At 58.7% G+C, this 25,160-nt stretch carries 18 protein-coding genes and 1 tRNA gene; 8 read left to right on the top strand and 11 right to left on the bottom strand.

What is annotated here, in order from left to right:
* Window positions 1-355: 355 nt before the first annotated feature.
* From GPK39_RS04015 to GPK39_RS04000, 4 genes are all read right to left on the bottom strand, one after another.
* The gene (locus GPK39_RS04015; RefSeq protein ID WP_215673966.1) at window positions 356-1,069 is read right to left on the bottom strand and encodes a GntR family transcriptional regulator; all 714 of its coding nucleotides are present in this window, start codon (window positions 1,067-1,069) and stop codon (window positions 356-358) included.
* Window positions 1,054-1,821 (bottom strand): GntR family transcriptional regulator, encoded by a 768-nt coding sequence (locus tag GPK39_RS04010; RefSeq protein WP_215673964.1) that lies wholly within the window; start codon window positions 1,819-1,821, stop codon window positions 1,054-1,056. The genes GPK39_RS04015 and GPK39_RS04010 overlap by 16 nt, the downstream gene beginning before the upstream one ends.
* Before the next feature lie 35 nt (window positions 1,822-1,856).
* Window positions 1,857-2,348: a hypothetical protein gene (locus tag GPK39_RS04005; RefSeq protein WP_148332854.1), complete on the bottom strand. Its 492-nt coding sequence runs from the start codon at window positions 2,346-2,348 to the stop codon at window positions 1,857-1,859.
* Between the two features lie 248 nt (window positions 2,349-2,596).
* A complete protein-coding gene (locus tag GPK39_RS04000) occupies window positions 2,597-3,625 on the bottom strand; it encodes a LacI family DNA-binding transcriptional regulator (protein ID WP_006235873.1) in 1,029 nt (342 codons plus the stop codon).
* Window positions 3,626-3,808: 183 nt separating this feature from the next.
* On the opposite strand from GPK39_RS04000, the gene murB reads away from it, so the two are divergent.
* Entirely contained in the window at window positions 3,809-4,771 is a 963-nt protein-coding gene (gene murB, locus GPK39_RS03995) for a UDP-N-acetylmuramate dehydrogenase (protein WP_215673962.1), read from the top strand.
* A gap of 221 nt (window positions 4,772-4,992) precedes the next feature.
* Here the strand turns inward: murB and GPK39_RS03990 are convergent, their stop codons facing one another.
* On the bottom strand, window positions 4,993-6,198 hold the full coding sequence (locus GPK39_RS03990; protein ID WP_215673960.1) for a coiled-coil domain-containing protein: 1,206 nt from the start codon (window positions 6,196-6,198) through the stop codon (window positions 4,993-4,995).
* Window positions 6,199-6,464: 266 nt separating this feature from the next.
* On the opposite strand from GPK39_RS03990, the gene galE reads away from it, so the two are divergent.
* From galE to glgP, 3 genes are all read left to right on the top strand, one after another.
* The gene (gene galE, locus GPK39_RS03985; RefSeq protein ID WP_215673958.1) at window positions 6,465-7,526 is read left to right on the top strand and encodes a UDP-glucose 4-epimerase GalE; all 1,062 of its coding nucleotides are present in this window, start codon (window positions 6,465-6,467) and stop codon (window positions 7,524-7,526) included.
* A gap of 210 nt (window positions 7,527-7,736) precedes the next feature.
* Window positions 7,737-9,254: a 4-alpha-glucanotransferase gene (malQ, locus tag GPK39_RS03980; RefSeq protein ID WP_338404389.1), complete on the top strand. Its 1,518-nt coding sequence runs from the start codon at window positions 7,737-7,739 to the stop codon at window positions 9,252-9,254.
* A 128-nt stretch (window positions 9,255-9,382) separates the two neighbouring features.
* Window positions 9,383-11,650: a glycogen/starch/alpha-glucan family phosphorylase gene (gene glgP, locus GPK39_RS03975; RefSeq protein WP_252204659.1), complete on the top strand. Its 2,268-nt coding sequence runs from the start codon at window positions 9,383-9,385 to the stop codon at window positions 11,648-11,650.
* Between the two features lie 457 nt (window positions 11,651-12,107).
* Here glgP and GPK39_RS03970 read toward each other — a convergent pair whose 3' ends face one another.
* From GPK39_RS03970 to GPK39_RS03950, 5 genes are all read right to left on the bottom strand, one after another.
* Window positions 12,108-13,307 carry an ABC transporter ATP-binding protein gene (locus GPK39_RS03970; RefSeq protein WP_215673954.1) on the bottom strand — a complete coding sequence of 400 codons (1,200 nt, stop codon included), beginning with the start codon at window positions 13,305-13,307 and terminating at the stop codon, window positions 12,108-12,110.
* A 68-nt stretch (window positions 13,308-13,375) separates the two neighbouring features.
* On the bottom strand, window positions 13,376-14,215 hold the full coding sequence (locus GPK39_RS03965; RefSeq protein WP_022095055.1) for a carbohydrate ABC transporter permease: 840 nt from the start codon (window positions 14,213-14,215) through the stop codon (window positions 13,376-13,378).
* Window positions 14,215-15,069: a carbohydrate ABC transporter permease gene (locus tag GPK39_RS03960; protein WP_006235864.1), complete on the bottom strand. Its 855-nt coding sequence runs from the start codon at window positions 15,067-15,069 to the stop codon at window positions 14,215-14,217. Before GPK39_RS03960 ends, GPK39_RS03965 begins: the two co-directional genes overlap by 1 nt.
* A gap of 87 nt (window positions 15,070-15,156) precedes the next feature.
* The gene (locus tag GPK39_RS03955) at window positions 15,157-16,473 is read right to left on the bottom strand and encodes an ABC transporter substrate-binding protein (RefSeq protein ID WP_006235863.1); all 1,317 of its coding nucleotides are present in this window, start codon (window positions 16,471-16,473) and stop codon (window positions 15,157-15,159) included.
* Window positions 16,474-16,779: 306 nt separating this feature from the next.
* Window positions 16,780-17,499: a GntR family transcriptional regulator gene (locus GPK39_RS03950; RefSeq protein WP_215673952.1), complete on the bottom strand. Its 720-nt coding sequence runs from the start codon at window positions 17,497-17,499 to the stop codon at window positions 16,780-16,782.
* 229 nt (window positions 17,500-17,728) lie between these two features.
* On the opposite strand from GPK39_RS03950, the gene GPK39_RS03945 reads away from it, so the two are divergent.
* From GPK39_RS03945 to GPK39_RS03930, 4 genes are all read left to right on the top strand, one after another.
* Complete coding sequence (locus GPK39_RS03945; protein ID WP_215673950.1) at window positions 17,729-20,179, top strand: PTS transporter subunit EIIC; 2,451 nt, start codon at window positions 17,729-17,731, stop codon at window positions 20,177-20,179.
* Window positions 20,180-20,304: 125 nt separating this feature from the next.
* On the top strand, window positions 20,305-21,318 hold the full coding sequence (locus tag GPK39_RS03940; protein ID WP_338404388.1) for a polyprenyl synthetase family protein: 1,014 nt from the start codon (window positions 20,305-20,307) through the stop codon (window positions 21,316-21,318).
* Between the two features lie 138 nt (window positions 21,319-21,456).
* A complete protein-coding gene (locus GPK39_RS03935; RefSeq protein WP_215673946.1) occupies window positions 21,457-22,371 on the top strand; it encodes a peptidoglycan-binding domain-containing protein in 915 nt (304 codons plus the stop codon).
* A gap of 29 nt (window positions 22,372-22,400) precedes the next feature.
* Window positions 22,401-22,475, top strand: a tRNA-Gln gene (locus GPK39_RS03930).
* A gap of 325 nt (window positions 22,476-22,800) precedes the next feature.
* Here the strand turns inward: GPK39_RS03930 and GPK39_RS03925 are convergent.
* Window positions 22,801-24,981: a hypothetical protein gene (locus GPK39_RS03925; protein WP_215673944.1), complete on the bottom strand. Its 2,181-nt coding sequence runs from the start codon at window positions 24,979-24,981 to the stop codon at window positions 22,801-22,803.
* Window positions 24,982-25,160 lie beyond the last annotated feature (179 nt).

Raw genomic sequence — 25,160 nt, 5'->3', positions numbered from 1 at the left:
GCCTCGTAGACGTTCCTGCCGTCCTCGAGGTAGCCCTCCTGGTCGAAGTGCATGATCTCGATCTTCTCGGTCTCCTTCATTCCCGCTCCTTTCACGAGCAGTTTGAATTGTCGCACGGAATGAACGGGCTTGCCGCCCCGTCGCACCGCTTAACCTTGTGGACATCTTGGCCCCAAGCTCAACAATTCAAAGGTTCTTAATACCAGTGAACGATTACAGGTTAGACATTTTTAATATCGATTTTATGATTTCATCCTCCCCTCTCGGTAGACGGTCAGTTTTTGCCGCTCATCGGTCAAGCGACATATATCCGTAAAAACGAGCGCCCCCGCCATGCGCAGGGACGCTCTAGACGCTAATAGTTGTAGGTATATCCGCCGGCGTCGCCGCGGGTAAAAGACTTGGCATGCTCGATTGCCTGCCCACTCGAGTCATAGGTCAGGCCTTCCAGCACGAGCGCCAGATCGCCCGGCTCAAGATTGAGCAAACTCGCATCGCGTGCGCCCAGCGCCTCGATATCGAGTTTCTCTACCGACTGATCTGGCTTGCGTCCCAACATATCGTAGGTCTCGAACAGGCTGAAGACCGAAATGTCCACGTCTTCGATGCCCGGAAACAGCAGGCACGGAATCAGTGTCATCTCGATCGATACGGACTCACCATCGATGCAGTTGAGGCGGCGCACCGAGTAAAGCAGATCGTCCTCGGCGATGCCAAACAAGTCGGCATAATACGGGCCGGCGTAGCGTTTGGAGCGCGCCAGGATGCGCACCGACGGCGTCGCGCCCGATGCCAAAACCGACTGGCGGAAGCCGCCCTTGCGTTCGTGCTCGTCAAACCACTTGTGTCCCACAAAGGCGCCTTTGCCCTGCACGCGACGAATCTGGCCACTTTTGACCAGCTCGTCCATGGCGCTTCGGATTGTCAGGCGTGTCGTGCCAAACTCCTCGGCCAGCTCGTTTTCGGACGGAATCATCGAGCCCGTCGGGTAGTCGCCGCGCTCGATTCGCTCCGCAATGCAGCGGCGAATTTGTTTGTAAACCGGCAAGTCTTCTACTGCATCAGCCATTCGACACCCACCTTCGTCGCAACACCGTCTGCCTCGCCGTTATCGGCAAAACGATACTTGGTCGGCAGAATCACGGACTTGCAATACTCGACAAAGCCATCGTTCTCGTCACGCTCGTGCGAAGCCTTGTAAAACACCGGCGTGCCCTCCTGAGCACCCAGCAACTTGGCCTCGTCGGCGTTCAGACGGCTGATGGAAATATGCTCCTTGCCGTGCGCCACATGGACATTCCCCTCTTTGAGCAAAACGTCGTAGAGGCTTTCCTGCTCAAAATCGTGATCGGGAAGCGAGGGGCACAAAGACAGATTGACGTGAGCCGTCTCAATCGACGCCGGGGAACCATTAACCGCGCGCACGCGCCGAATGCAGAAGAGCGGCATGCCCAGGTCGATCTGGGCTTTTTGGGCCAGATCGATATCGGCGTACACGACCTTGGACCAAACCAGGCGTGCGGTCGACTTTGAGCCAACCCTCTCCACCGCCTGCGTATAGTTCCATGTTTCCTGAAAGATATTCAGCGGTTTGGGAGGACACACATAGGTGCCCGAACCGCGGCGGCTTTCCAAAGTTCCGCACGAAATAAGACGCGTGATCGCAGCGCGCAACGCCGTGCGCGACACGCCCAGCTCTTCACAGAGCACACGCTCGGCGGGCAGCCGGTCACCACCCTGCAGGTCATAATGTTTGATATACCAAAGAATGCCCTCAAAGGCGCGATCTTTGGGCGGAATCGCATATGGTTCACTCGACATGGGCGAGGCTCCTCAACCGCTTGATGCTGCGGGCATCATTGCTCCGGACGCCCCATGGCGTCGAAGGCTTCTTTGATCTGCTCCGCAACGTTCCGATACGATCGATATAGGCCGGAGTCTCGCTTGACTTCGCCCGCGGTCACCGGAATCTCAAGCTTCGAAATCTCATCCTCGCCGGTTTGCACGGCAACGATGACACCCATACCAAGGCACATATTACGCTTGGCAGCGTTGTTTTTGGTAGCCTGAGCTGGATTAATCAAAATCTGCTGAGCTAGTTCGCGCTTGCTAACCTCCGGCACATCCTCGGGATTTCCGGTCTCGACAATCTCGCACTGCAACACGTCCGCATAGTCAAAAATCTTCGGCTCGCCGCCGCGCTGATGTACGGCCCACTTGCGATGCGTGGCATCCTGGTAGATAGCCGGCAAAAACGTAAACCGCGGCGGGTCCAAAATCGTATCCGTGATGGTAAACACATCGGGATCAAAGGCATCCTGCGGGTTTTTCTTCTTGAACAGCCCCATATCAGCCTCCCGTACTAGTATTAAACAACTCAAGCTGAATATAGCACCAATTTCAAGCCGCCGTCTTACCCTATCGGTGCGCGGCGTCTATGGCTCGCCCAGCGGAAGAGTTCACGGACGAGCGCCGGGGTGCCTGCCTTGTTTTGAGAAGTGGGCTCCGCGAACTTCTCAAAACAAGGCAGGCACCCCGGCCCCGCCGGCAAATAGCGGACACTCCGCATGCAATCTATGCAAACAAACAAGTACGTTTAGCTACATTCGGTAAGTTCGAGCACGCTGCCCTTAACGATAAGCGCCGGCTCCAGGACGACCTCTTCGGCACGCCTGCCGCCCCTACCGGCAAGACGCTTGGACATGCAGCCAAAAGCATGCTCCGCAAGGACACCAGGATCCTGCTCAATCGCGGTCAGCGCCGGCTCAAAGAGAACGTCGGCCGCCGAGTTGTCATAGCTCACCACCGAGATATCGCCCGGGATGCTCTTCCCCATCTCGTGCAAGCGCTTGAGCAGACCGAGGGCGATGTTATCCGAACTTGCGAACACAGCGGTGGCATCAGTTGCGAGCACCGCCTCCGAGGCCTCGTAGGCACTCGGAATGTAGTACTCGCTCTCAAACTCCAAACGTGCGTCGATAGGCAGGCCAACCTCGCGCAGCGCGCGCTCATAGCCGGCAAGTCGCTTACGCCCCGTATTGGAACGGCGCGCGTTAACCAAGCAGGCAATGCGACGGTGGCCCTGCTCGATCAGATAGCGAGTGGCCATGTAGCCACCCATCTCGTGGTCGAACATCACCTTGTCGCACTCGAGCCCCTCAATGGCACGGTCGACCATCACGGCAGGGATAGGCAGATGGCTGACTTCTTCGCGCAGGGCGCGGTCGTCGGAGAACTCGTCGCCCACAACCAGGAAGACGCCATCAACGCCGCGCGTTACCAGCTGACGCAGCAGCTCCAGATCGTCGTCGGCACTTCCACCCGAGCTGGTAATGAAGAGCGCATAGCCGTCCTCGCGGCAGCGCTTTTCCAGGCTACCGGCGAGCGAGGCAAAAAAGCGGCTCTCGATGTTAGGGACGATAAGGCCCAGCGTGCGCGACTCGCGCATGACCAGACTACGCGCAATCTGATTAGGAACATAGTGGTTGCGCGCCGCGACCTCCTTGATGAGCTTGCGGTTTTCTTCCGAGATGCGACAGGGCCGATTATTGAGAACAAGCGAGACCGACGAGGGGGAAAGCCCCACCTCCTGGGCGATCTGCTTGAGGGTGACTTTGTTGGCCATCTCGCTCCTTCCAGGTTTACGCGCAATCTCTTGAAAGTATAGCGACCACCCCTCTACCTCGGTGATAAACACTTTACCAATCCGGTAGACGGCTGTTTTATCACCGCCAGCGCACCAAATCCGTCCGGGTGGGGTATATTGCAATCGATTGATGACAACGACCACCAAAAGGCGGCTATTAGTATGCACGAAAACGATTTTTTTAACGAGGACCTGCTGTGCGCGCTTGCTGGCGTTGCCGGCGAGGACAACGTACTGATGAGCGAGCCCATGCGCGAGCACACCACGTTTAAGATCGGCGGCCCGGCCGACGTCTTTGTCACGCCCGATACCGAGCAGGGCCTCGTCGCCACGCTCGATACCTGCTATCGCTGCAATCTGCCCCTCACCATCGTGGGCAACGGCTCCGACCTACTCGTCGGCGACAAGGGCATCCGCGGCGTCGTCGTGGCGCTGGGCGAAGGTCTCTCCAACATCACCGTCGACGGCACGCACGTCACGGCGGCAGCCGGCGCGCTGCTTTCCGATGTCGCAGCCGCGGCAGCCGAGGCCTGTCTCACCGGCATGGAGCCCATCTCGGGCATCCCCGGATCGGTCGGCGGCGCCTGCTACATGAACGCCGGTGCCTACGGTGCCTGCATGGCCGATGTGCTGGAGTCCGTGCGCGTCTACAAACCCGCTCGCCAGCTCGACGACGGCACCCGCGGCAGCGGCAATATCATCGAGTTCGATGTCGACGAGCTCAACCTGGGTTATCGAAAGAGCCGCATCGCCGATGACGGCTTTATCGTGCTTTCGGCCACCTTCAATCTCGCCCCGGGCAACGCCGCGATGATCAAGGCCGACATGGACGACTACCGCCAGCGCCGCGAGGACAAGCAGCCGCTCGACATGCCGAGTGCCGGCTCCACTTTCAAGCGCCCCGAGGGTTACTTTGCCGGCAAACTCATCATGGATGCCGGCCTGCGAGGACACGCCGTTGGCGGCGCGCAGGTGAGCGAGAAGCACTGCGGCTTCATCGTCAACGCCGACCACGCCACCGCCGCCGATGTCGACGAACTCATCCGCCACATCCAGGCAACCGTCAAAGACCAATTCAACGTAGACCTAGAACCCGAAGTCCACCGAGTAGGCGAATTCCTCTAAAAAAGAAGGCCCCGAAAGGGGCCTTCACCATATTTATTCAGACAACCAGTCCGGTGAGTCGCGCCCCGAACCCGAGAGGGCCGCGTGCCCGCCCGCAATATATTTGATTGATCGCGAGTTCCGCACGCAAAGAAGGCCACTTAATGTGGCCTTCGTCTTGCGCAGGACTGCCCGAGCAGGCAATCAAATATATTGCGGGCGGGCGCGCGGCCCCGTCGGCTTTACGACAGCGCAATACCGCCAAGCCAGCCCCAACGCACGCCAGAGCCAGTGCCATAGAAGCTAATAAACGAATCAAGCGACTTAGACGTAATGGCTCCCTCATTGCTCATAACGATGCCGCCGCCAACGTAGATACCCACATGACCGTAGATAAGGCCCGGAGCACCCGTGCCGCTGTGCGAGGAATCGGCCACGATCATGCCCACCTGCAGCGCCGAGCGGTCGGAGCTATAGCACCAGGCGTTAAACATGTCGCACGCATTGCCTCCAAAGTAGCCAACGCCGGCGTTACGGAAGACATTGGTGACCCACGCCGCGCACCAGTTCTGACCCGGCGAAGGCGTGGAGTAGCACGCGTTGACGACAGCCTGCTGTTTGCCCGAGCCGGCATTCTGCTGCGGAGTTCCGGGCGCGTACGATCCACCACCCGAGCTCGAACCACCCGAGTAGGAATTGTTCTTGTTCGCGGCAGCCGCGGCAGCGGCAGCCTTCCTAGCGGCCTCCTCAGCCTGGGCAGCAGCGAGGATCTCGGAATCGCGCTGAGCCATGAGCTCCTTGACGTCGTCGGAAAGACCGTTCAGCACGGTCTGGACTTCTTGCTGCTTGGCCTGCATGTCCTGCATCTGGGCAGTCTGCTGGTCCTTGAGTTTCTCCAGGTCGGCCTTTTGTGCTTCGAGCTCGGTCTTCTGTGCGTCGAGCTCAGCCTGAATCGTCTGGATATCCTCGATGGCATCGCGGTCGCTCTTGTTGATCTTCTCAACGTAATGCGCGTTGGCGACGAGTTCCTCAAACGAGCCAGAGGCCAGCAGCAGCGACAGGATGTTCGTGCCGCCGGACTTGTAGCTGGCGGCCACGCGATCGGAAAGGTCGTTGCGCTTCTTCTTGAGCTCGGCCTTCTTTTCATCGATCTGGGCCTGCGTGTCGTCAATCTTGCCCTGGACATTCTCGATGTCGTTGAGGGTCTGGGCATTCTTGTTGGCCAGCGCCGCATACTCATTTGCGATGCTGTCGAGCTGGGCCTGAACCTCGTCGAGCTGGGCCTGGGCGGCATTCAGTTTATCGGTGGTTTCTTTGGAAGCCTCCGCCGCATGGGCGCGAGCGGGCAGGCCAAAAAGAACTGCCGCAGAAGCGGCGCCGAACAGGGCCTTGAGGGCAGTGCGGCGCGAGAGCTCCTGGGAAAGGATGGAATCGCTGTTTGGTGACATATGTACTCCGTTACATGCTTATTTATATGTCGCTCAACTCATACATATTAGCGTACATATGGCGCGTCCCAACGATTTCCACGAACGGCAGGAAACTACAAGGTCAGCGGCTCGTAAGCAAATGTCAAAGATCAGGTTATGCGTACGCAAGCTCTTCTATGAGTACGTTAGCACAATCCTCTGCTTTTCCTACAGCGCACGATTTGGGCGTCCCTGCCTGCGCTATACTCCCCTGAAGAAGTGTTCCTGATTCGATAGGAGACTACATGTCCAAAGCACTCGACCCCAAAGACACCTGTGTCCTCGTTACCGGTGGCGCCGGCTTTATCGGCTCGCACACCGTCGTTCAGCTGCTCGAGGGTGGCTACCAGGTCGTCATCGTCGATGATCTCTCCAACTCCAGCGCCGTCGCCGTCGACCGCGTCAAGACCATCGTGGGCGACGAGGCCGCCAAGAACCTCACCTTCTACGAGGCCAACGTGCTCGACCGCGATGCGATGAACAAGATCTTCGATACCCATCAGATCGACCGCGTCATCCACTTTGCCGGCTTTAAGGCCGTCGGCGAGTCGGTGAGCAAGCCCGTCGAGTACTATCACAACAACATCGAGAACACCCTGGTGCTCATCGACGTCATGCGCAACCATGGCTGCAAGTCCATCATCTTCTCGAGCTCCTCGACCGTCTACGGCGACCCGGACAACCCGCCCGTCACCGAGGAGGATCCTAAGAAGCCCGCGACTAACCCCTATGGTTGGACCAAGTGGATGATCGAGCAGATCCTTATGGACGTCCACACCGCCGACCCCGAGTGGGACGTCGTGCTGCTCCGTTACTTCAACCCCATCGGCGCCCATCCGTCGGGTCTGATCGGCGAGGACCCCAAGGGCATCCCCAACAACCTGGTGCCCTATGTCGCCCAGGTCGCCGTGGGCAAGCTCGAGGCCGTTCAGGTCTTTGGCAACGACTACCCCACCCCCGACGGCACCGGCGTGCGCGACTACATCCACGTGTGCGATCTGGCCTCTGGTCACGTTGCCGCCCTTAAATGGATGAACGGCAAAACCGGCGTCGAGATCTTTAACCTGGGCACCGGCACCGGCACCTCGGTACTCGAGGTCGTCGCCGCCTTCTCCAAGGCTTGTGGCAAGGAGCTGCCCTACGTGATCCGCGAGCGCCGCGCCGGCGACATCGCTGCCAACTGGTGCGATGCCTCCAAGGCCGAGCGCATGATGGGCTGGAAGGCCCAGTACGACATCGCGGACATGTGCCGCGATAGCTGGAACTGGCAGAGCCACAACCCCAACGGCTTCGCCGACGCCGAGTAGCAAAAACCTACATACCGCTCTTGCCCCGATCTCACGTTGTGAGGTCGGGGCTTTTTTCATGGCATGTAACCATTCGCCGAAAATCGACCAACTTTTTTATCTTGCCTGTACATGTTTAAACAACATGTTTTACAATAGGCGTATCGAATCAGAACATCGGAGGCGGACTGCACACCCATCGGCAGGCCGAACCCCACAACAAGAAGGTTGGTGAGCGCATTCATGGAGCGTGCAAGCGGCGTCCTCATGCCCGTCTCATCTCTGCCCGGACCATACGGAATCGGCGGCTTTGGCTGGAATGCCTACGACTTCGTCGATTTTCTCGCCTCGTGCAAACAACATTACTGGCAGATTCTGCCCCTCACGACGACCAGTTATGGCGATTCGCCCTATCAGTCGTTCTCGGCCCGCGCAGGCAACCCCAACTTTATCGACTTTGCCGAGCTTATCGAGGCCGGCTATCTGGAGCAGCGCGATATCGATGGCGTGTATCTGGGATCCGACCCCAGCAATGTCGACTACGGTGCCATCTTTGGTGGCCGCCGTCAGATTCTCGACCGCGCCGCCGAGCGCTTTGCCGCCGACAAGCCGGCCGATTTCGATGACTTTATCCAGGCCAACGAGGACTGGCTCATCCCCTACTGTGAGTTCATGACCGTCAAAGAGGAGTGCGGTCTCAAGGCGCTTTGGGAGTGGCCCGCGGAGCTCCGCACCCGCGGCGAGGCTTCCGCCAAGGTCTGCGCCGACCATCCGGCGCGTATGCTCTACCACCAGATGACGCAGTACTTCTTCGATCGCCAGTGGAGCCGCCTCAAGGCCTATGCCAACGAGCGCGACATTCTCATCATCGGCGACCTGCCCATCTATGTCTCGCGTGACTCCGTCGAGATGTGGGCGACGCCTGAGCTCTTTAAGATCGACGCCGCCGGCAATCCCGTGAGCGTCGCCGGCACGCCGCCCGACCAGTTCTCGGCCACCGGCCAGTACTGGGGCAACCCCATCTACGACTGGGACGCCATGGAGTCCGACGGCTTCTCTTGGTGGGAGGGCCGCATTCGCGCCGCCCTCGACATGTACGACGTCATCCGCCTGGATCACTTCCGCGGCTTCGAGGCCTATTGGGAGGTGCCGTTCTCCTCGCCCGATTCGTCCTACGGTTCGTGGACGCAGGGTCCCGGCCTCAAGTTCTTCAAGACGCTCGAGGAAAAGCTCGGCACGCTGCCCATCATCGCCGAGGACCTGGGCTTCCTCACCCCCGGCGTCATCGACATGCGCGACAACTCGGGCTTCCCCGGCATGAAGATCCTGCAGTTTGCCTTTGAGGGCACCAACTCGTACTACCTGCCGCATAACTACATCGCCAACACCGTCGCCTATGTGGGCACCCACGACAACGAGACGGCGCGCGGTTGGTTTGAGGGAACGGCCACCCCCCGTCAGCGCGAGCAGGCAGCCCTGTACACCCATCAGCAGGCCGGCGAACCCATGGCAGATGCACTCAACCGCACCATCGCCGCCAGCGTGAGCGACACGTGCATCTACACCATGCAGGACCTGCTCAACTTGGGCAACGAGGCGCGCATCAACACCCCTGCCACGCTGGGCGGCAACTGGACCTGGCGCATGCTCGACGGCGCCATCACCCGCGAGCTCGAGCACAAACTCACCGACTGGACCGAGACCTACTTCCGCATCCCGTCGGAAGCCGAAATCGAGCTTCCTCAATAGGAGCTACCGCGCCCAACCCCTCCCCACCGTGCGGACGCGCTTGCTTTTCCCGCGCGAGGCCACCCCAATCCCCTCGCGCGGGCTTCTTATGAATTGCAGACATGAAACAACCCATCACAGGAGAAAACATGCCCCAAATTAACCTCATGGAACTCGCCGAGCAGTCTTTTGGCACCTCGCTCGAGCAGCTCGACGACCGTCGCATTTACAAGCTGCTGGTCAAACTCGTGCAGGAGCGCTCCGCCGCCTGCCCGCTCAACAACGGCAAGAAAAAGCTCTATTACATTTCCGCCGAATTTTTGATCGGCAAGCTGCTCATCAACAACATGATCGACCTCGGCATCTACGACGAGGTTAAGGACCAGCTCACCGCCGCAGGCCACGACCTCAACAAGATCGAGGAGTTCGAGGTCGAGCCGTCGCTCGGCAACGGCGGCCTGGGCCGCCTGGCCGCGTGCTTCCTGGATTCCATCGCCACGCTGGGCTTGACCGGCGATGGCGTGGGCCTCAACTATCACTACGGTCTGTTCCGTCAGCGCTTTGTCGACAACCAGCAGAAGGCCGTCCCCGACGAGTGGCTCGGTGAGCAGGACATCCTAGTCGACGATGACCGCTCCTACACCGTCGAGTTCGGCGATTTTGCCGTTACCTCCAAGCTCGTCAACATCGATGTGCCCGGTTACGGCCAGCCCACCAAGAACCGCCTGCGCCTGTTCGACCTGGCGGGCGTCGACGACGGCCTGGTCCCCGGCAGCTCCATCGACTTCGACAAGACCGAGATCGCCAAGAACCTCACCTTGTTCCTCTACCCCGACGATTCCGACGAGCAGGGCCGCCTACTTCGCATCTACCAGGAATACTTCATGGTAAGCAACGCCGCCCAGCTCCTGATCGACGAGGCCATCGAGCGCGGCAGCAACCTGCACGATCTGGCCGACTACGCCGTGGTCCAGATTAACGACACGCACCCCACCATGGTCATCCCCGAGCTCATTCGCTTGCTCACCACCGAGCATGGCATCGAGTTTGACGAGGCCGTGACCATCGTACGCTCCATGGTCGCCTACACTAACCACACGATCCTTGCCGAGGCGCTCGAGAAGTGGCCGATCACCAGCCTGCAGAAGGTCTCCCCTGCCATCGCCGACATTATCGTCAAGCTCGACGAGGTTGCCAAGGCCGAGCACGATGACCCGCGCGTCGCCATCATCGACGAGCACGACACCGTCCACATGGCCCACATGGACATCCACTTTGGCTTCTCCATCAACGGCGTAGCCGCCCTCCACACCAAGATCCTGGAGGACACCGAGCTTCATCCGTTCTACGAGATCTATCCCAAGAAGTTCTCCAACAAGACCAACGGCATCACCTTCCGCCGCTGGATCCATGGGGCCAACCCCGCGCTCGCCAGCCTGCTCGACGATGTGATCGGCACCGACTGGCGCAGCACCGGCGATCTGAGCAAACTCGCCAAGTTCGCCGACGACAAGGACGTTCTTGAGCGCCTGGCCGCCACCAAGGTCGAAGCCAAGGCCATCATGCGCCAGTTCATGGCGCTCGAGCAGGGCGTGACCATTCCCTCCAACGCCATCATCGACGTCCAGGTCAAGCGCATCCACGAGTACAAGCGTCAGCAGATGCTCGCGCTCTACATCATCTGGAAGTACCTCGATATCAAGAACGGCAACAGACCTAAGCACCCCGTCACCATCATCTTTGGCGGCAAGGCGGCGCCTGCCTACACTATCGCGCAGGACATCATCCATCTGATCTTGACGCTGTCGCAGTGGATTGCAAACGACCCCGACGTGGCTCCCTACCTGCAGGTTGTCATGATCGAGAACTACAACGTCACCGCCGCCGAGCGCGTGATCCCCGCCGCTGACATCTCCGAGCAGATCAGCCTGGCCTCCAAGGAGGCGAGCGGCACCTCCAACATGAAGTTCATGCTCAACGGCGCCCTAACCCTGTGCACGCTTGACGGCGCCAACGTGGAGATTGCCGAGCTCGTGGGCGACGAGAACATCTATACCTTTGGTGCCTCGTCCAAACAGGTCGAGCAGCTCTACGCCGACGGCACCTATGACGCCGGCACGCTCTACCGCAAGCCCGGCATCAAACTGCTGGTGGACTTCATCACCAACCCCGCCTTTATGGCGACCGGCAACGCGGAGCGCCTGCAGCGTCTGCACGACGACATCAAGGGCAAGGACTGGTTCATGGCCCTGCTCGACATTGAGGAGTACATCCAGACCAAGGAGCGCGTGCTAGCCGACTACGAGGACCAGGACGCTTGGATGCGCAAGGCGCTCATCAATATCGCCAACGCCGGCACTTTCTCGTCCGACCGCACCATCTCCCAGTACAACGACGAGATCTGGCACCTGAACTAATTTCGCTTCCCTTACCCATCCTCTTGAGAAACGGAGTCGTGGCAACACGGCTCCGTTTTTTGTGCCCGCACGTTACCCTGCGACCCAACTCGGCCAAACAATCTCGATCTGTAACAACTACTCGGTAAAAACGGTCCCAGCTGTTACAGATTGAGACATACCGGCCCCTCCCCTTGGGTTTATCTCGATCTGTAACATCTAGCAGCTGAAATTCACCTTTGGTGTTACAGATTTAGATGAAATGGTTAGCTCAGCGGAACCGTCTCGATCTGTAACATCTAACGTCCGAAATCAGCCTCACCCGTTACAGATCGAGACAAACGACCGGTCAGACAGCCCCAACACAAAGAAAGGCTCCCCTCTCGCCCAGTGGACGGGGGGGGAGCCTTATATGTGACCGCGGCAAAAGGATGGCAATACCGCAGTCGCCCAAAGGGAGGGCCTGGATGCACCGGGCCTAGATAAGGTTCTTGCCAGAAACCTTATCGAAGAGGTGGGTCGCGTTCTTCTCGAACTTGAACCAGATGGTGTCGCCAGCCTTGAGCGCGCCCTTGGCCTCGAGGTCGACGACGGGGATAATCAGGACAAACTGGCCGTCGGGAGCGGTCACGTGGACATGCTCGGTCGAGCCCATGAGCTCGGTCACCTCGACGGTACCCTGGAGCGCGCCCTCCTCGCCCTTGTCGGCAAGCAGGATCTGCTCGGGACGCACGCCGGCCGTGATCTCCTTCACGTCGCCGCCGTCCCAGTTGAGGGCAAGCTGAACGCAAGTCTCGGGGGCGAGCGCCACGTTCATATCCTCGGTCTTGACGGTAAAGCCGTTGCCCGAGCGCACCAGCTGGGCATCGAAGAAGTTCATCTGCGGCACGCCGATGAAGCCGGCGACGAAGATGTTCGCGGGATGGTTGAAGACCTCCTGCGGCGTGGCGATCTGCTGGACAACGCCGTCCTTCATGACCACGATACGGTCACCGAGGGTCATAGCCTCGGTCTGGTCGTGAGTAACATAAATGAACGTGCCCTTGATCTCGTGGCGCAGCTTAATGAGCTCGGCACGCATCTGGTTACGAAGCTTGGCGTCCAGGTTGGACAGCGGCTCGTCCATCAGGAAGACCTTGGGGTCACGCACGATGGCGCGGCCGATAGCGACACGCTGGCGCTGGCCGCCGGAGAGCGCCTTGGGCTTACGGTCGAGGTACTCGGTAATGCCCAGAATCTCGGCAGCAGAGCGAACCTTACGGTCAATCTCGTCCTTGGGAACCTTCTTGAGCTCAAGCGTAAACGCCATGTTCTCGTACACCGTCATATTGGGGTACAGAGCGTAGCTCTGGAACACCATGGCGATGTCGCGGTCCTTGGGCGCCACGTCGTTGACACGCTTGCCGTCGATGAGCACATCGCCCGAGGTAATGTCCTCCAGGCCGGCGACCATGCGCATCGTCGTGGACTTACCGCAGCCAGAGGGGCCAACGAGGACGACGAACTCCTGGTCGTGAACGGTGAGGTTGAAGTCCTCTACAGCGAGCACACCGTCCTCGGTAACCTTGAGGTTGTGCTTCTTCTCCTCGGTCTTCTTCTTTTTGCCAAAGAAGCCCTTCTTTTTTGACTCGTTGTTGGGATACACCTTCTGAACATGTTTGAGAACGATCTCGGCCATGTCTCTACCTTTCGATATGCGGCGCCGCGCTGAGGGGCGCCGCAGAAACTTGCAAAACAGTTACGGCATCAGCCCTTGACGGCACCTGCCACCACGCCGTCGATGATGTACTTCTGACAGAGGATGTACATGATAACGATGGGGATAACGACCATCATGATGCAGGCCATCATGGGGCCGAGCTCGACGTGGCCGTAGCCGCCGCGGAAGTACTGGATCAAGATAGGAATGGTCTTGTACTTGGTGGAGTCGAGCGTAAGGTAGGGCAGCAGATAGTCGTTCCAGACCCACATGGTCTCGAGAATGCCGACCGAAAGATAGGTGGGCTTCATGATGGGAAGGACGATCTTAAAGAACACCTGGACCGGGTTGCAGCCATCAATCATGGCCGCCTCCTCGATCTCGAGCGGGATGTTCTTTACAAAACCGGCGAACATAAAGACCGCCAGGCCCGCGCCAAAGCCGAGGTAGATAAAGCAGATGTTGAACGGCGTGTTGAAGCCGATGCGGTCCGCCAAATTGGACAGCGTGAACATGAGCATCTGGAAGGGCACGACCATCGAGAACACGAACAGGTAATAGAAGAAGTTCGAGATCTTGTTGTTGACACGAACCACGTACCAAGCGCACATGGAGCAGCACACCAAGATCAGCACGACCGACGTGACCGTGATGATGAGCGAGTACATAAATGCCGAGGCAAAGCCCTGCTCGTTAAGGGCGTGCATGTAGTTTGCGAGGCCGTTGAACGTCTCGGGCGTGAGAAGATCGAATGCCGTGGTGGTGCTGATTGCGGTCGCTTTCTTAAAAGAATTAAGCGCAATCATGAACACGGGGTAGATCCACGCGAGCGACAGGATCGTAAAGAAAATCGAGAGCGCGCGGTTGATAACCTTATCGCGTTTCATTACTGCTGCACCTCCTTGGACCTCGTGGCCTTAAGCTGGATCATGGAGATGGCCACGACCAGGATGCAGAAGATAACCGCCTTGGCCTGACCAATGCCCTGCCATGCGATACCGGCACGCGAATAGAACGTGTTGTAGATGTTCAGGGCGAGCATCTCGGTGGAGTGCGCGGGGGCGCCGCCGGTAAGGGCGAGGTTCTGGTCGAACAGCTTAAAGCCGTTGGTGATGGACAGGAACAGGCAGATGGTGATGGTCGGCATCAGGTTAGGGATCTTAACCTTCCAAAACGTCTGCCATGCCGTAGCGCCGTCGACCTTGGCGGCCTCGATGTAGTCGGACGGAATGGACTGCAGACCAGCGATGTAGATGATCATCATGTAGCCGACCTGCTGCCACAGGGTCAGGATGATAAGGCCCCAGAAGCCAGCAGCAGAGTTAAGAGCGATGAGCTGGGCGCCCACGTTGGAGAGCAGGCAGTTGATCAGAATCTGCCAAATGTAGCCCAGCACGATGCCGCCGATCAGGTTAGGCATAAAGAAGATCGTACGGAAGATGTTGGTGCCTTTGAGCGCCTTGCGGGTGAGCGCCTGCGCAATGGCCAGGGCGATCACGTTGATGAGCACCGTCGACAGGAAGGCAAACGCCACGGTAAAGAAGAACGACGTGGAGAACTGCGGATCGGACAGCGCGCGCACGTAGTTCTCGATACCGACAAAGTGCGCGTTACTAATGATAATAAACTGGCAGAACGAGAGATAGAAGCCCTGGATAAAAGGGATCACGAACCCGATCATAAACGCCAGGCACGTGGGCAGCATAAAGAGCGGCCACCAGCGCTTGAGTGCTTTGCCCATAAAAGGGTCCTTTCAATATGCAGGGGGCGGGCAAACCAACGTCTGCCCGCCCCCTGTCGCTAATCAGATAGCTTGGGCAGCAACTGCTTACTCGGAAGCGGCCTTCTCGGTCTTCCAACCATCGACGAAGGCGTTCTTGACGCCGTCCCACTTGCTGTTATCGGCAGCGTAGGCAATCAGAGCCTGCTTGAGGTTCTTCTTCCACTCCTCGGAGGGAATGTAGACGAAGTCCCAAGCGACGGTCTTCTTGCCGTCCTTGGCCATGGCAACGGCCTGCTGCGAGAAGACGTTGGTGGTCTCCTTGGCGCTCTTGAACGGAGCGGTCAGACCCATCTTGTCGGCGATGATGCTGGTCGGGGTGTCAGCGGTGACGCACCAATACATGAAGTCCTCGGTGGCCTTCTGGGCATCCTCGGAAGCCTGGGAACTGACGCACCAGTAGTTCTCGCCGCCGGAGCACAGGCCCTGGTTCTCCTCGCCGTCAACACCGATGTAGATCGGCATCATGCCAATCTGATCGTCGGTCATGCCGGCCTTGACGAGGTCAGAGTAGGCCCAAGAGCCGTTCTGGTAGAAGACGGCCTTGCCGGTTGCGAACTCGTTGGTGGCGTCGTCGCCGGTCTTGGAAGCAAGCTGCGAAGGATCGCAGGTGGAGTCGGTGATGTACAGGTCGAAGATCTGCTTGTAGTTGTCGAGGAACTCACCCTTGATCTCGTCGTCCTCCTGGTTGTGCTCCTTCTCAAACTCGTAGTAGAGCGGCATGTTGGCAAGGTGGGTGGTGTAGCGCCAGCTGGAGGAGTCGTCCATGCCGGCGGAAGTGAAGGCACCCTCGACACCAAGCTCGTCCTTGCGGGCCTGGATGTCGTCGGCACAAGCCTTCAGCTTGTCGAAGGAGTTGATGTCCTCGGCCTTGTAGCCAGCCTTCTCGAGCAGCTGCTTGTTGTAGATGATGCCGAAGCTCTCCTGGACCCAGTCGATGCACACATCCTTGCCGTCGGACTGCAGAGCCAGGGAGTCGTCAATGAGCTCACCGCGGAGCTTGGTATCGGACAGGTCGGCGCAGTAATCCTTCCAGTTCTTAAGACCGGTGGGGCCGTTGACCTGGAACAGGGTCGGAGCGGAGCTCTTGGACATCTCGGACTTGAGCTTCTCCTCGTAGGTGTTGGAGGCAGCGGTCACGATCTTGACCTCGACGCCCTTCTCCTTCTTATAGGCCTTGGCGATCTCCTTCCACTCCTTGTCGACCTCGGGCTTGAATTGGAGGAAGTAGACCTCGGCAGCGTCACCAGAAGCAGAGGAGCCGGAGCCGGCAGAACCACCGCAACCCACGAGGCCCAGACCAAGAACTGCAGCCGCGGAACCAGCAAAGCCCAGGAACTGCCTTCTGCTCATTTCGTTCTTCATTACAATCCACCCTTTCACACCGTGGCGGCACCCTTTGCCGCCGCCTTCGGAGATTGGCTCGGGGACTTTGCCCCTTTTGCTGATTTGAACGATACGCTATTTGGCTAGTTGTTTGAACAAGTATTACTAGAGCGGTAGAAAAACTTCGGTGAACGGTAATTTCAACTTGATACTTGACAAGTTTTGTATAAACAATTATTTGTTATTGAATACAGAGAAAACGCCCGGTCAAGCCGATGTACCGTCGGTTTGACCGGGCGTTTTCTCTTTGAGGCCATGAGTCTCGTCAGGCTGCGAGCTAGCCGGCTATCGCTTGGAGTTGACGCGGTAGTGGAAGATCTCGGGATGCGTGCGGGCATGCGTGACCTCGAACAAGATGCCGTCCGAGGTGTACGACTGGCTCTCCATGACGGCAACGCAGTTGTATTTGCCGAGGTCAAGATAGCTGCAGTCCTCATCGTTGGCGAGTTCGACACTCACCGTACGACGGCTCGCCATCACTTTGACACCGCGCTTGTGCTCCAGATAGCCGTAAATAGAATCTGCCGCGATCTCGGGAGTCAGGCCCTTGGCGATCGACGCCAAAAAATAGCCATGGTCCACTTGGCGCGCGTTGCCGTTGAGGCTTCGGACACGCACTACGCGAATCAACTTCTCGCCCACCTTAAAGCCCAGGTGACGAGAGAGTTGCTCGGTGCAAACCAGATGTTCGAAAGACTTAACGTCCGTCGATGCAACGGCATTGTTGCGCTTTGCAAACTCGCCAAACGACTCAACCTCTTCGAGTGCGCCCAACGTGTCGGTTTCGCCCTTAAGCCAAATAACGCGTACGCCCTTGCCGTGTATGGGCTGCACAAACATCCCGTCGGCCAGCATACCCAAGGCGCGACGGACGGTATTGCGAGTGCATCCGAACTCTGCGGTCAGCTCGGCTTCGGTTGGCAGCATCTCCTGAAACGCATAGGTCCCATTAATGATGCGCGAGCGTATTTCTCGGTAGATTCCTTCGTATATCGCTTTTGGCATTGTTTCACCTCTACATTATTCATTTCCGGCTAGGCACGATAGCATTTCTTAAAGTTGTTTAAACCGAATATCGGTAAAGCGACAGGATTTAACCGTTGACGGTTTCTGTCATGCCCAAATCGGTTTCGCTCAAAACTGCCGGTACGACAATCGTCTGGTCCTCTACAATGAATCCATTGTTTAAACGTTTCCCCACGCGCAACGCGCCTCGATATTCGGAAGGCAGAACATGCTGCAAAAAATCCAACGCTTTGGCGGGGCAATGTTCGCGCCCGCCATGCTGTTTTCTATATCAGGCCTCATGGTCGGCGTCTCCGCTCTCGCAACGACTGCGGACATCGTCGGCGATCTCGCCGTATACGGAACCCCTTGGTACGTTTTCTGGGCCATCATCCAGCGCGGCTCGTGGACGGTCTTTAAACGCCTCCCACTCCTTTTTGCCGTAGCGTTGCCTATCGGTCTTGCCCAAAAGCAACCAGCACGCTGCTGCTTCGAGGCACTCGTGGCCTATTTTGCCTATTGCTTCTTTTTGAGCGAAATCATTAAGCTGAGCGGAGACAACCTTGGACTTAAGTACCCGTCATCTTTGACCCCCGCCAACGGTATCACCGTCATCGACGGCATCAAGACGCTCGATACCGGCATTATCGGCCCGCTGGCGGTATCGGCAACCGTCGTCGCCATCCATGACCGCTTCTACGATGCCAAGGTTCCCGATTGGCTTGGCACGTTCTCGGGCTCCTCGCTGGTCTACCTCATCAGCTTTTTTGCCGTGTTTGCCCTTGCCGCTATCTCGGCCGCCATCGTTCCCTTCGTATACGCTGTGACCGAAACGCTGCGCCACGCACTTGTAGGCGTCGGCCCCTTCGGCGTGGGCGTCTTTGTGTTTTTGGAGCGAGCGCTCGAGCCCATGGGCTTGCACCATTTGCTCTACATGCCCATCTACTACGACAATTTGGTCATTAACGACGGCATCTACGCCACGTGGACCAACTTGCTTCCCATCCTGTCGCACAGCACGCGCCCCCTCAACGAACTTGCGCCCTGGGCCGGTTTCACCGCCACCGGCTGGAGCAAGCTCTTTGGCCTTCCCGCCATCGCGGCAGCATTCTATTTCACCGCCAAACCCGAACGCCGCGCCGGCCTTAAGGCCATCCTTTGGCCCGCCATCGTCGCCTCGGTGGTCTGCGGCATCACCGAGCCGCTCGAGTTTCTCTTTATGTTCACCTATCCCGGACTCTTTTTGCTCTACGCCGTCCTATCCTCCTGCCTTGCCATGGCCATGAACTTCTTTGGCGTCGTCGGCATCTTCTCGGGTGGCTTTATGGAGATGGCTGCCTTCAACTTTATCCCGCTCATGCGGACGCATGCCGGCTCCTACCTTTTGGCGCTCGGTATCGGGCTGATGTTTAGCGCTGTCTTTTTTCTGGTCTTCCGGGGCCTCATTCTGGCTTTCGACCTAAAAACCCCAGGCCGCGAAGATCATATCGCCGGCGATGCGGCGCTCGCACGTCTGACGGGAAAGAGCCCTGCCAAAGAAGGCGCGGCCCAAAACGACACCGACAACCAATCATCCCAAGATCACTTGCTCGCTGAGCAAGTCGTCGCGCTCTTGGGTGGCGTTAGCAATATTGTAGGAGCGACCAATTGCGCCACGCGTCTGCGCGTTGAGGTCGCAGACCCTTCCGTTGTCGCAGACAACGCAGCCTTCGTCGCGGCGGGCGCCAAGGGCCTCATCGTTACCGGCAAAACGGCTCAGGTAATCATTGGCGTTTCCGTTCCCCGTATCAAAGAGCACTTTGATCGAATCATGGGGCTCGAGCCGGGCTTTGTCCCCACCATCCCACCCTCCCCCACCGTTGGAATCGCAAAAAAGAACGGCGACATCTGCTTCTTCGACATCGACGGTACGCTCGCCTGGCAAGATCCCAAACTCGCCCAAGAGCTCCCCGAGGATGAGCGAGACCTCTCCCCCTATCCCAATGAAGCGGTCTCGCAAGCCATCCGTGATTTTGTTGCCAAGGGCAACATGGCGTTTATCTGCACAGGGCGCACGCTGAGCTGCATCCACCCAAAGCTGCTCGAGCTGCCCTGGACCGGCATCGTCTGTCTTGCGGGCGGTTACGCCGAGATCGACGGACACGCAATTCGCGATCTGTCGATGACACCCAGCATGCTGCAGCATCTTGCCCCCTATCTTGAGCAATCGGGCGAGGTCATCCGCTTTGAGGGCCTCAACGGCGTCGTGCGCATGAGTGCCGATGCCCCCGATGCCCCCGGATACGCGCGCACCCTGGGCGACGCAGTCACGCAGCTGCAACATTACAGTGTCTACAAGATCTTGATGTCTACATCGCTCGCCAACCACATCGCTCAAGATAAGGCACTTGAGCCGCTGCTGTGCTTTAACGAGCTCGAACTCGAGGTAACCGAAATCTCGCCCCGCGAATGCACGAAGCGCGGGGGCATCCAGTCTGTACTCGATGCCCTCGATCCCCACCACGGAACCGTATACGGCATTGGCGACGCCAGCAATGACATCTCGCTGATGAACGCCGTCGATGTCGGTATCGCCATGGGCAACGCACCAGACTATCTCAAGGATAAGGCCGATTACGTGACCGACACCGTCGATCACGACGGTGTCGTTGCGGCGCTCGAGCATTTTAGGCTGATTTAGGCGCGCTCCATCAAACGCACGCCCGTTGTCCTAAATCGCCAAAACTGCCGCGCCAAACGCCCTGATGTGGCAATATGTTGTCTGCATATTGCACCAATGCAACCTCAGAAAGAATGCGAGAACCCGTGTCCAGTCCGTTTACCAGCTTTTTAGCCCAGCACTTTGACCAGATTAACGACTATCTGGCCACGTTCTTTGACGGACAGGCGACCTCTGCCGATATTGAGCGCTACCTGTACGCGCCGCTCTCGGCTTTTACGGCCAACGCCGGCAAGCGCCACCGCCCGCTTATCTGCATGCTCGCCGCAACCGCAGTGGGCGGCAGCTTTGAGAGCGCCCGCAGCGCCGCGGCAGCTATCGAGCATTTCCAGTCGGGCGCGCTGATCCACGACGACATCGCCGACAACGGACAGCTTCGTCGAGGCAAGCCCTGTATGCACCTTACCGAGGGCACGGGCCTTGCCATCAATTGTGGCGACCTGGCGCTCACCATGGTCACCAAGACGGTTCTCGACGACCCTACGCTGGAGTCCGACGTGAAGCTGCGCGTGCTCCACGAGCTTACCGAGATGATCGTCCGCACCATTGAGGGTCAAGCACTCGACCTGGGTTGGGTCCGTGACGGGCGCTTTGATATCTCGGTTGATGACTACCTGGACATGGCGACGCACAAGACCGCGTTTTACAGCGGAGCCACGCCGCTTGCCGCCGGAGCCATTATCGGCGGCGGCAGCGATGAGCAAATCGAAGCGCTGCGCGCCTTTGGCCTACACACAGGCCTTGCCTTTCAGATTCAGGACGACCTGCTCAACCTTGTCGGCACTAAGGAAGCCGCCAACAAGGACTTCCGCACCGACATCACCGAGGGCAAGCGCACGCTTGTCGCCGTACACGCCCTCTCTGATAAGCGCCACCACGACGAGGTCGAGGCGATTCTTTCCTCGGGCACCGATGATCCCGCGCAGCTCGCACGCGCCGTGGAGATCTTCCAGGAGACCGGCTCTATCGATTACGCCCACACTTACGCGCTCGACCTGACCGCTAAGGCCAAAGCGGCCATCGAGAACGTTGAGCTTGATCCGCACGCACGCGAGCTGTTCCTCTCCATGGCAGATTTCTTTGTGGAACGCCTTAACTAACGGGGGTTATAAAACCTGTCAGCAGCGTATTTAGGCACAACTTGCTACACTGTTGAGTGCATGTTTATGCATCCCTTTGCGTTGTCTATCCGACAGACGCTCAAATAGTACGAATGGTACGCCGAAAGGGGTTCGTTCATGGAACCTATTACAACGGGCATGCAAGGAGCAGCCGTCGAGGACGTGCAGTCTCGTCTCCTGCAGCTCGGCTACACGATTGATGCCGCCGAAGTCACCGACAAGTACTTTGGAGCCACCACTGAGCAGGCCGTCAGCACCTTCAGGCTCGACAGCGGCCTTGCTGCCGGTCATGCCGTCGATATCCCCTGTTGGAGCGCCCTTGTAGACGCTTCGTATAAGCTGGGCGACCGCACCCTCTATCTGCGCATGCCCAATTTCCATGGCGCCGACGTGCAGGCCCTGCAGCGCGCCCTCAACGTTTTGGGCTTTGCCTGTGGCGAAGACGACGGCTACTTTGGTCCGCATACCGAGGCCGCCCTGCAGCAGTTCCAGGAAAATGTCGGCCTGTTTGCCGACGGCATGGCCTTCCAGGACACCTACGCCTACATCAACCGCCTGCACCATGTGTGGGAGGGCAAGCCCTCGGTCACCGAAGCCGAGTCCCGCATCGGTTTTGCTCGCGCCGCCAACGTGCTCGAGCGCTTCCAGATTGCCGTTATCGGCGAGGACCCCATCGCACGCAGTGTTGCGTCGCGCATGTGGAATATCGCCACGGCAACGACCGACAACAGCGGCATGATGCTCTGCGACTCCGAGGTCCCAACCGACGTTGACCTGGTGCTCGAGATCGCAAGCGACGAGCTGCCCGCCGACGCCGCACCGCGCGCCACGATTGCCCTCGCCGAGTGCCACAACCTGGCCCAGCGCATCCGCACTGCCAATGTCGCCGCGCAGCAGAAGCCGGCTCGCATTCGCATTGAGCTCACGGGCATGACGCGCTACAACGGCACTTTCACGGCCAGCGACGCGCAGACACTCGCCGTACGCCTGCTCGATGGCGTTTGCGATGCCCTCGCAGATTGGGTAAACTAAACGAGTTGCTTTTGGGCAACACCACACATTGGGACGTAGTTCAACGGTAGAACTCCGGTTTTTGGTGCCGGCTGTTGGGGGTTCGAATCCCTCCGTCCCAGCCATTAAAATTGAGCGCCCTGAGCCCATAACGGCCCTGGGCGCTTTCTTGTGGACAAGCGGAGGGATTCGAACCCGCAAGGGTGCGGAGCCGAGGAAACGCGAAGGCGCCCCAAGCCCATTAGGACCAAGAGCGCTTTACATCTTGAAATATCAGCCCAATTCCGAAAAGCGAGCCGCCTTCTACAACGTACCGTGTGGCCCCGACGGGCCGGGCATTAAGTTTGTCGCGAGTTCCGCACGCAAAGAAGGCCACTTAATGTGGCCTTCGTCTTGCGCAGGACTGTAGAGCAGCAAACTTAATGCCCGGCCCGTCGGGACCACACGTCCCTAGTTGTTCAGCATGCGGTCGAAGCTTCCTGAGTCGCCATCCCGATAGTCGGCGGTCATCAGGATCTCCTGCGGAATGCGCCCGCCTTCACGTAGCACGTTGCGGAACTGCACGCGCGTGACCATGGGCAGATCTTTGATCGTCGCTGCCAGGTTCTGCGGCACACCCTGGTTGGCAGCCGCGGGCTCGCACTCTCCGCCGGCCTTCACGCGACGCTTATGCTCGGCGAGCATAGCGCGATACATGCCGGCATGCAGGCGAATCTCAACCACATTGGCATTGCGAGCCTGCTCGACGATGCGCGCGCCCTCGCGATCGATATCGCCCACGTAGTAGACGTAGTTAAAGCGATAGCCAATCTCGGCCAGATAATCATCCAGTGCGTGCGAGACGCTCGCTTTGCAGCCGCCGCCAAAAATCACGCCGCCCACTTTGATGCCAAAGAGCTTGGCATGTTTGCGTCCGCGCAGGAGCTTGACGATCTCGTCATAGGTATCCAGGTTCTCGACCATAATGAACGGCTTGTCGGCACCCAGCGTAAAGAAGCCCGTAAAGTGCACGGGGCGATTGGGGGCGACCTTGATCGCCTGCATGCTGATGCCCTTTTCGGTCATACGTCTGATCAGGCGCTCACCGTGCTTGCCGTCAAAAGCCTTCTCGTCGTTAAAGATCTGGTAGGCACGCTGGCGGCGCGAGGCAACCGGCGTATCGGCACCTCGGTTCTGCTCGATCCAAGCCTGGATGATTGCGATTTCCTCGGCAATCTTGCGGTTGGACATCTCGTTGTGCTGAGTGCGCTGCGGAGCCTTTTTGCCGTCCTTGCCCTCAACCTTTACGATCTGTGTCTGCTGCTCCTTGATCTTAGAGAGCGCCGTAGGCGTAGGGACAACTTTGAGCAGCTGCCTGCCTAAAACGCGGGCAAGGGCAAACGCCGAGACCTCACCGTGGACTGCCGACTTGGGCTGCTGGGCAGCAGTATCTGCTGCGGTAGACTCCGGCTTCTTCTGAGACTTGCGCTTAGAATCGCCTTGGGAATTGCGCTCGCGCTTCGGCATAGGCGCCTGCTTCTGCGGACGATCGGACTTGCTCTCCTTCGCCGGCTGGCGCTTAGGCTGCCCCGAAGAAACCTCGACCTTCGCATCCTCGTCCTGCGGCGTGGTCTTCTCGGCTGCAGTCTCGGCATGGGAACTGCGGCCCCCACGATGGCGACGGCGGCGAGGCTTGCTCGACGCGCCCTGCTCCGCCTGCTCATCAGTAGGCTGCTGGCCCTTGGCCTCGGCATCAACCTCAAGCTGCGGCTCAGCAGGCTTCTGTTCGCGAGCCGCCGGCTCAACGACCTTCTCGGCCTTCTCGTCCTGAGTGGTGGAAGCCGGCTCGCTCTTCTCCTGATGCCTTACGGGATACGCGCGCCCCGCAAAACCACGTCCGGGACGGCATGAACCCGGAGCCTTCTTGACCGGTTCATCGGACGCGTCAGCAGCCTCGACGGAATCCTGGACCTCGCATGCAATACCTCGCTGCTCGGCCTTAAAGTGGGCACCGCGGCGACGCTTGGGCTCCTGGATCTCAGCATGCTCTTGAGTGCGAGTCGGCTCCTGCGTCCCGACGGACTTTTCCTCGACGGCCTCAGCATCCGTCTCACCCTTTTGAGCAACGGCGCGACGGAAGCGCTCCTGCTGGGCGCGGCGCTGCGCATCGCGCTTGCCACCCCCGCCAAAACCGCCGCGTCCTGCCTTGGCCGTAAAGGCACGCACGACGTTCTCATCGAGCAACTCATCGGTATCGACATGCTCACGCGGAGCAACTTCTTCCACAGCAGGCACGTCAGCGGAATCCTCGACGACAAAATCCTCGACGGACTCGGCAGGCTGCTCCTGGGCATCGCGGATCTCGGCATTGATGGTATAGAACGCCGGGCGCCCGTTAATGCCGCTCCCCTCGATCTTGGTCACGATATTTGCCGCGATAAGCTCATCGCGCATCGCCTTGGTGTCACATTCCTTATCGACGGAACGGAAAATCTGCGCCAGCGCACTCGACTTAATCTTAAGCGCCTTGCGGCAGAGCAGGTCGTAGGCAACCAGCTTGGCACGCTCGGCAGAAAGCGACGTCTGGCTGCTCAGACGCTCAGCCAGGGCATCGACATTATTTTGGTTATCGGAATATACCGTCTTGGCCACGGGGCCCCTTTCATATGTACACATATACGTCTATATGGTACAACGCACGCCCTTATCCACGCAAAACATCTGCGAGAACACTCGAGCGTCACCAGCTTTCCTTGATTATCAACTTCATCCGAACACCTCCCACATTCATCCGCACATGTGCGGATGAATGTGGGAACCCGATACCCTGA

The organism is Collinsella aerofaciens (assembly GCF_018785245.1).
Lineage (GTDB): Bacteria > Actinomycetota > Coriobacteriia > Coriobacteriales > Coriobacteriaceae > Collinsella > Collinsella aerofaciens_AD.
Note: the sequence above shows the minus strand (reverse complement) of the source record. Positions and strands in the feature narration are given on the sequence as shown.

Excerpts from the sequence above, each read along its gene's own strand:
- GPK39_RS03970 (WP_215673954.1), bottom strand. The coding sequence starts at position 13,307 with ATGGCCGAGATCGTTCTCAAACATGTTCAGAAGGTGTATCCCAACAAC.
- GPK39_RS04010 (WP_215673964.1), bottom strand. The coding sequence starts at position 1,821 with ATGTCGAGTGAACCATATGCGATTCCGCCCAAAGATCGCGCCTTTGAG.
- galE (WP_215673958.1), top strand. The coding sequence starts at position 6,465 with ATGTCCAAAGCACTCGACCCCAAAGACACCTGTGTCCTCGTTACCGGT.
- GPK39_RS04015 (WP_215673966.1), bottom strand. The coding sequence starts at position 1,069 with ATGGCTGATGCAGTAGAAGACTTGCCGGTTTACAAACAAATTCGCCGC.
- GPK39_RS03990 (WP_215673960.1), bottom strand. The coding sequence starts at position 6,198 with ATGTCACCAAACAGCGATTCCATCCTTTCCCAGGAGCTCTCGCGCCGC.
- glgP (WP_252204659.1), top strand. The coding sequence starts at position 9,383 with ATGCCCCAAATTAACCTCATGGAACTCGCCGAGCAGTCTTTTGGCACC.
- GPK39_RS03965 (WP_022095055.1), bottom strand. The coding sequence starts at position 14,215 with ATGAAACGCGATAAGGTTATCAACCGCGCGCTCTCGATTTTCTTTACG.
- GPK39_RS03950 (WP_215673952.1), bottom strand. The coding sequence starts at position 17,499 with ATGCCAAAAGCGATATACGAAGGAATCTACCGAGAAATACGCTCGCGC.
- GPK39_RS03935 (WP_215673946.1), top strand. The coding sequence starts at position 21,457 with ATGGAACCTATTACAACGGGCATGCAAGGAGCAGCCGTCGAGGACGTG.
- GPK39_RS04000 (WP_006235873.1), bottom strand. The coding sequence starts at position 3,625 with ATGGCCAACAAAGTCACCCTCAAGCAGATCGCCCAGGAGGTGGGGCTT.
- GPK39_RS03960 (WP_006235864.1), bottom strand. The coding sequence starts at position 15,069 with ATGGGCAAAGCACTCAAGCGCTGGTGGCCGCTCTTTATGCTGCCCACG.
- GPK39_RS03955 (WP_006235863.1), bottom strand. The coding sequence starts at position 16,473 with ATGAAGAACGAAATGAGCAGAAGGCAGTTCCTGGGCTTTGCTGGTTCC.
- murB (WP_215673962.1), top strand. The coding sequence starts at position 3,809 with ATGCACGAAAACGATTTTTTTAACGAGGACCTGCTGTGCGCGCTTGCT.
- GPK39_RS04005 (WP_148332854.1), bottom strand. The coding sequence starts at position 2,348 with ATGGGGCTGTTCAAGAAGAAAAACCCGCAGGATGCCTTTGATCCCGAT.
- GPK39_RS03945 (WP_215673950.1), top strand. The coding sequence starts at position 17,729 with ATGCTGCAAAAAATCCAACGCTTTGGCGGGGCAATGTTCGCGCCCGCC.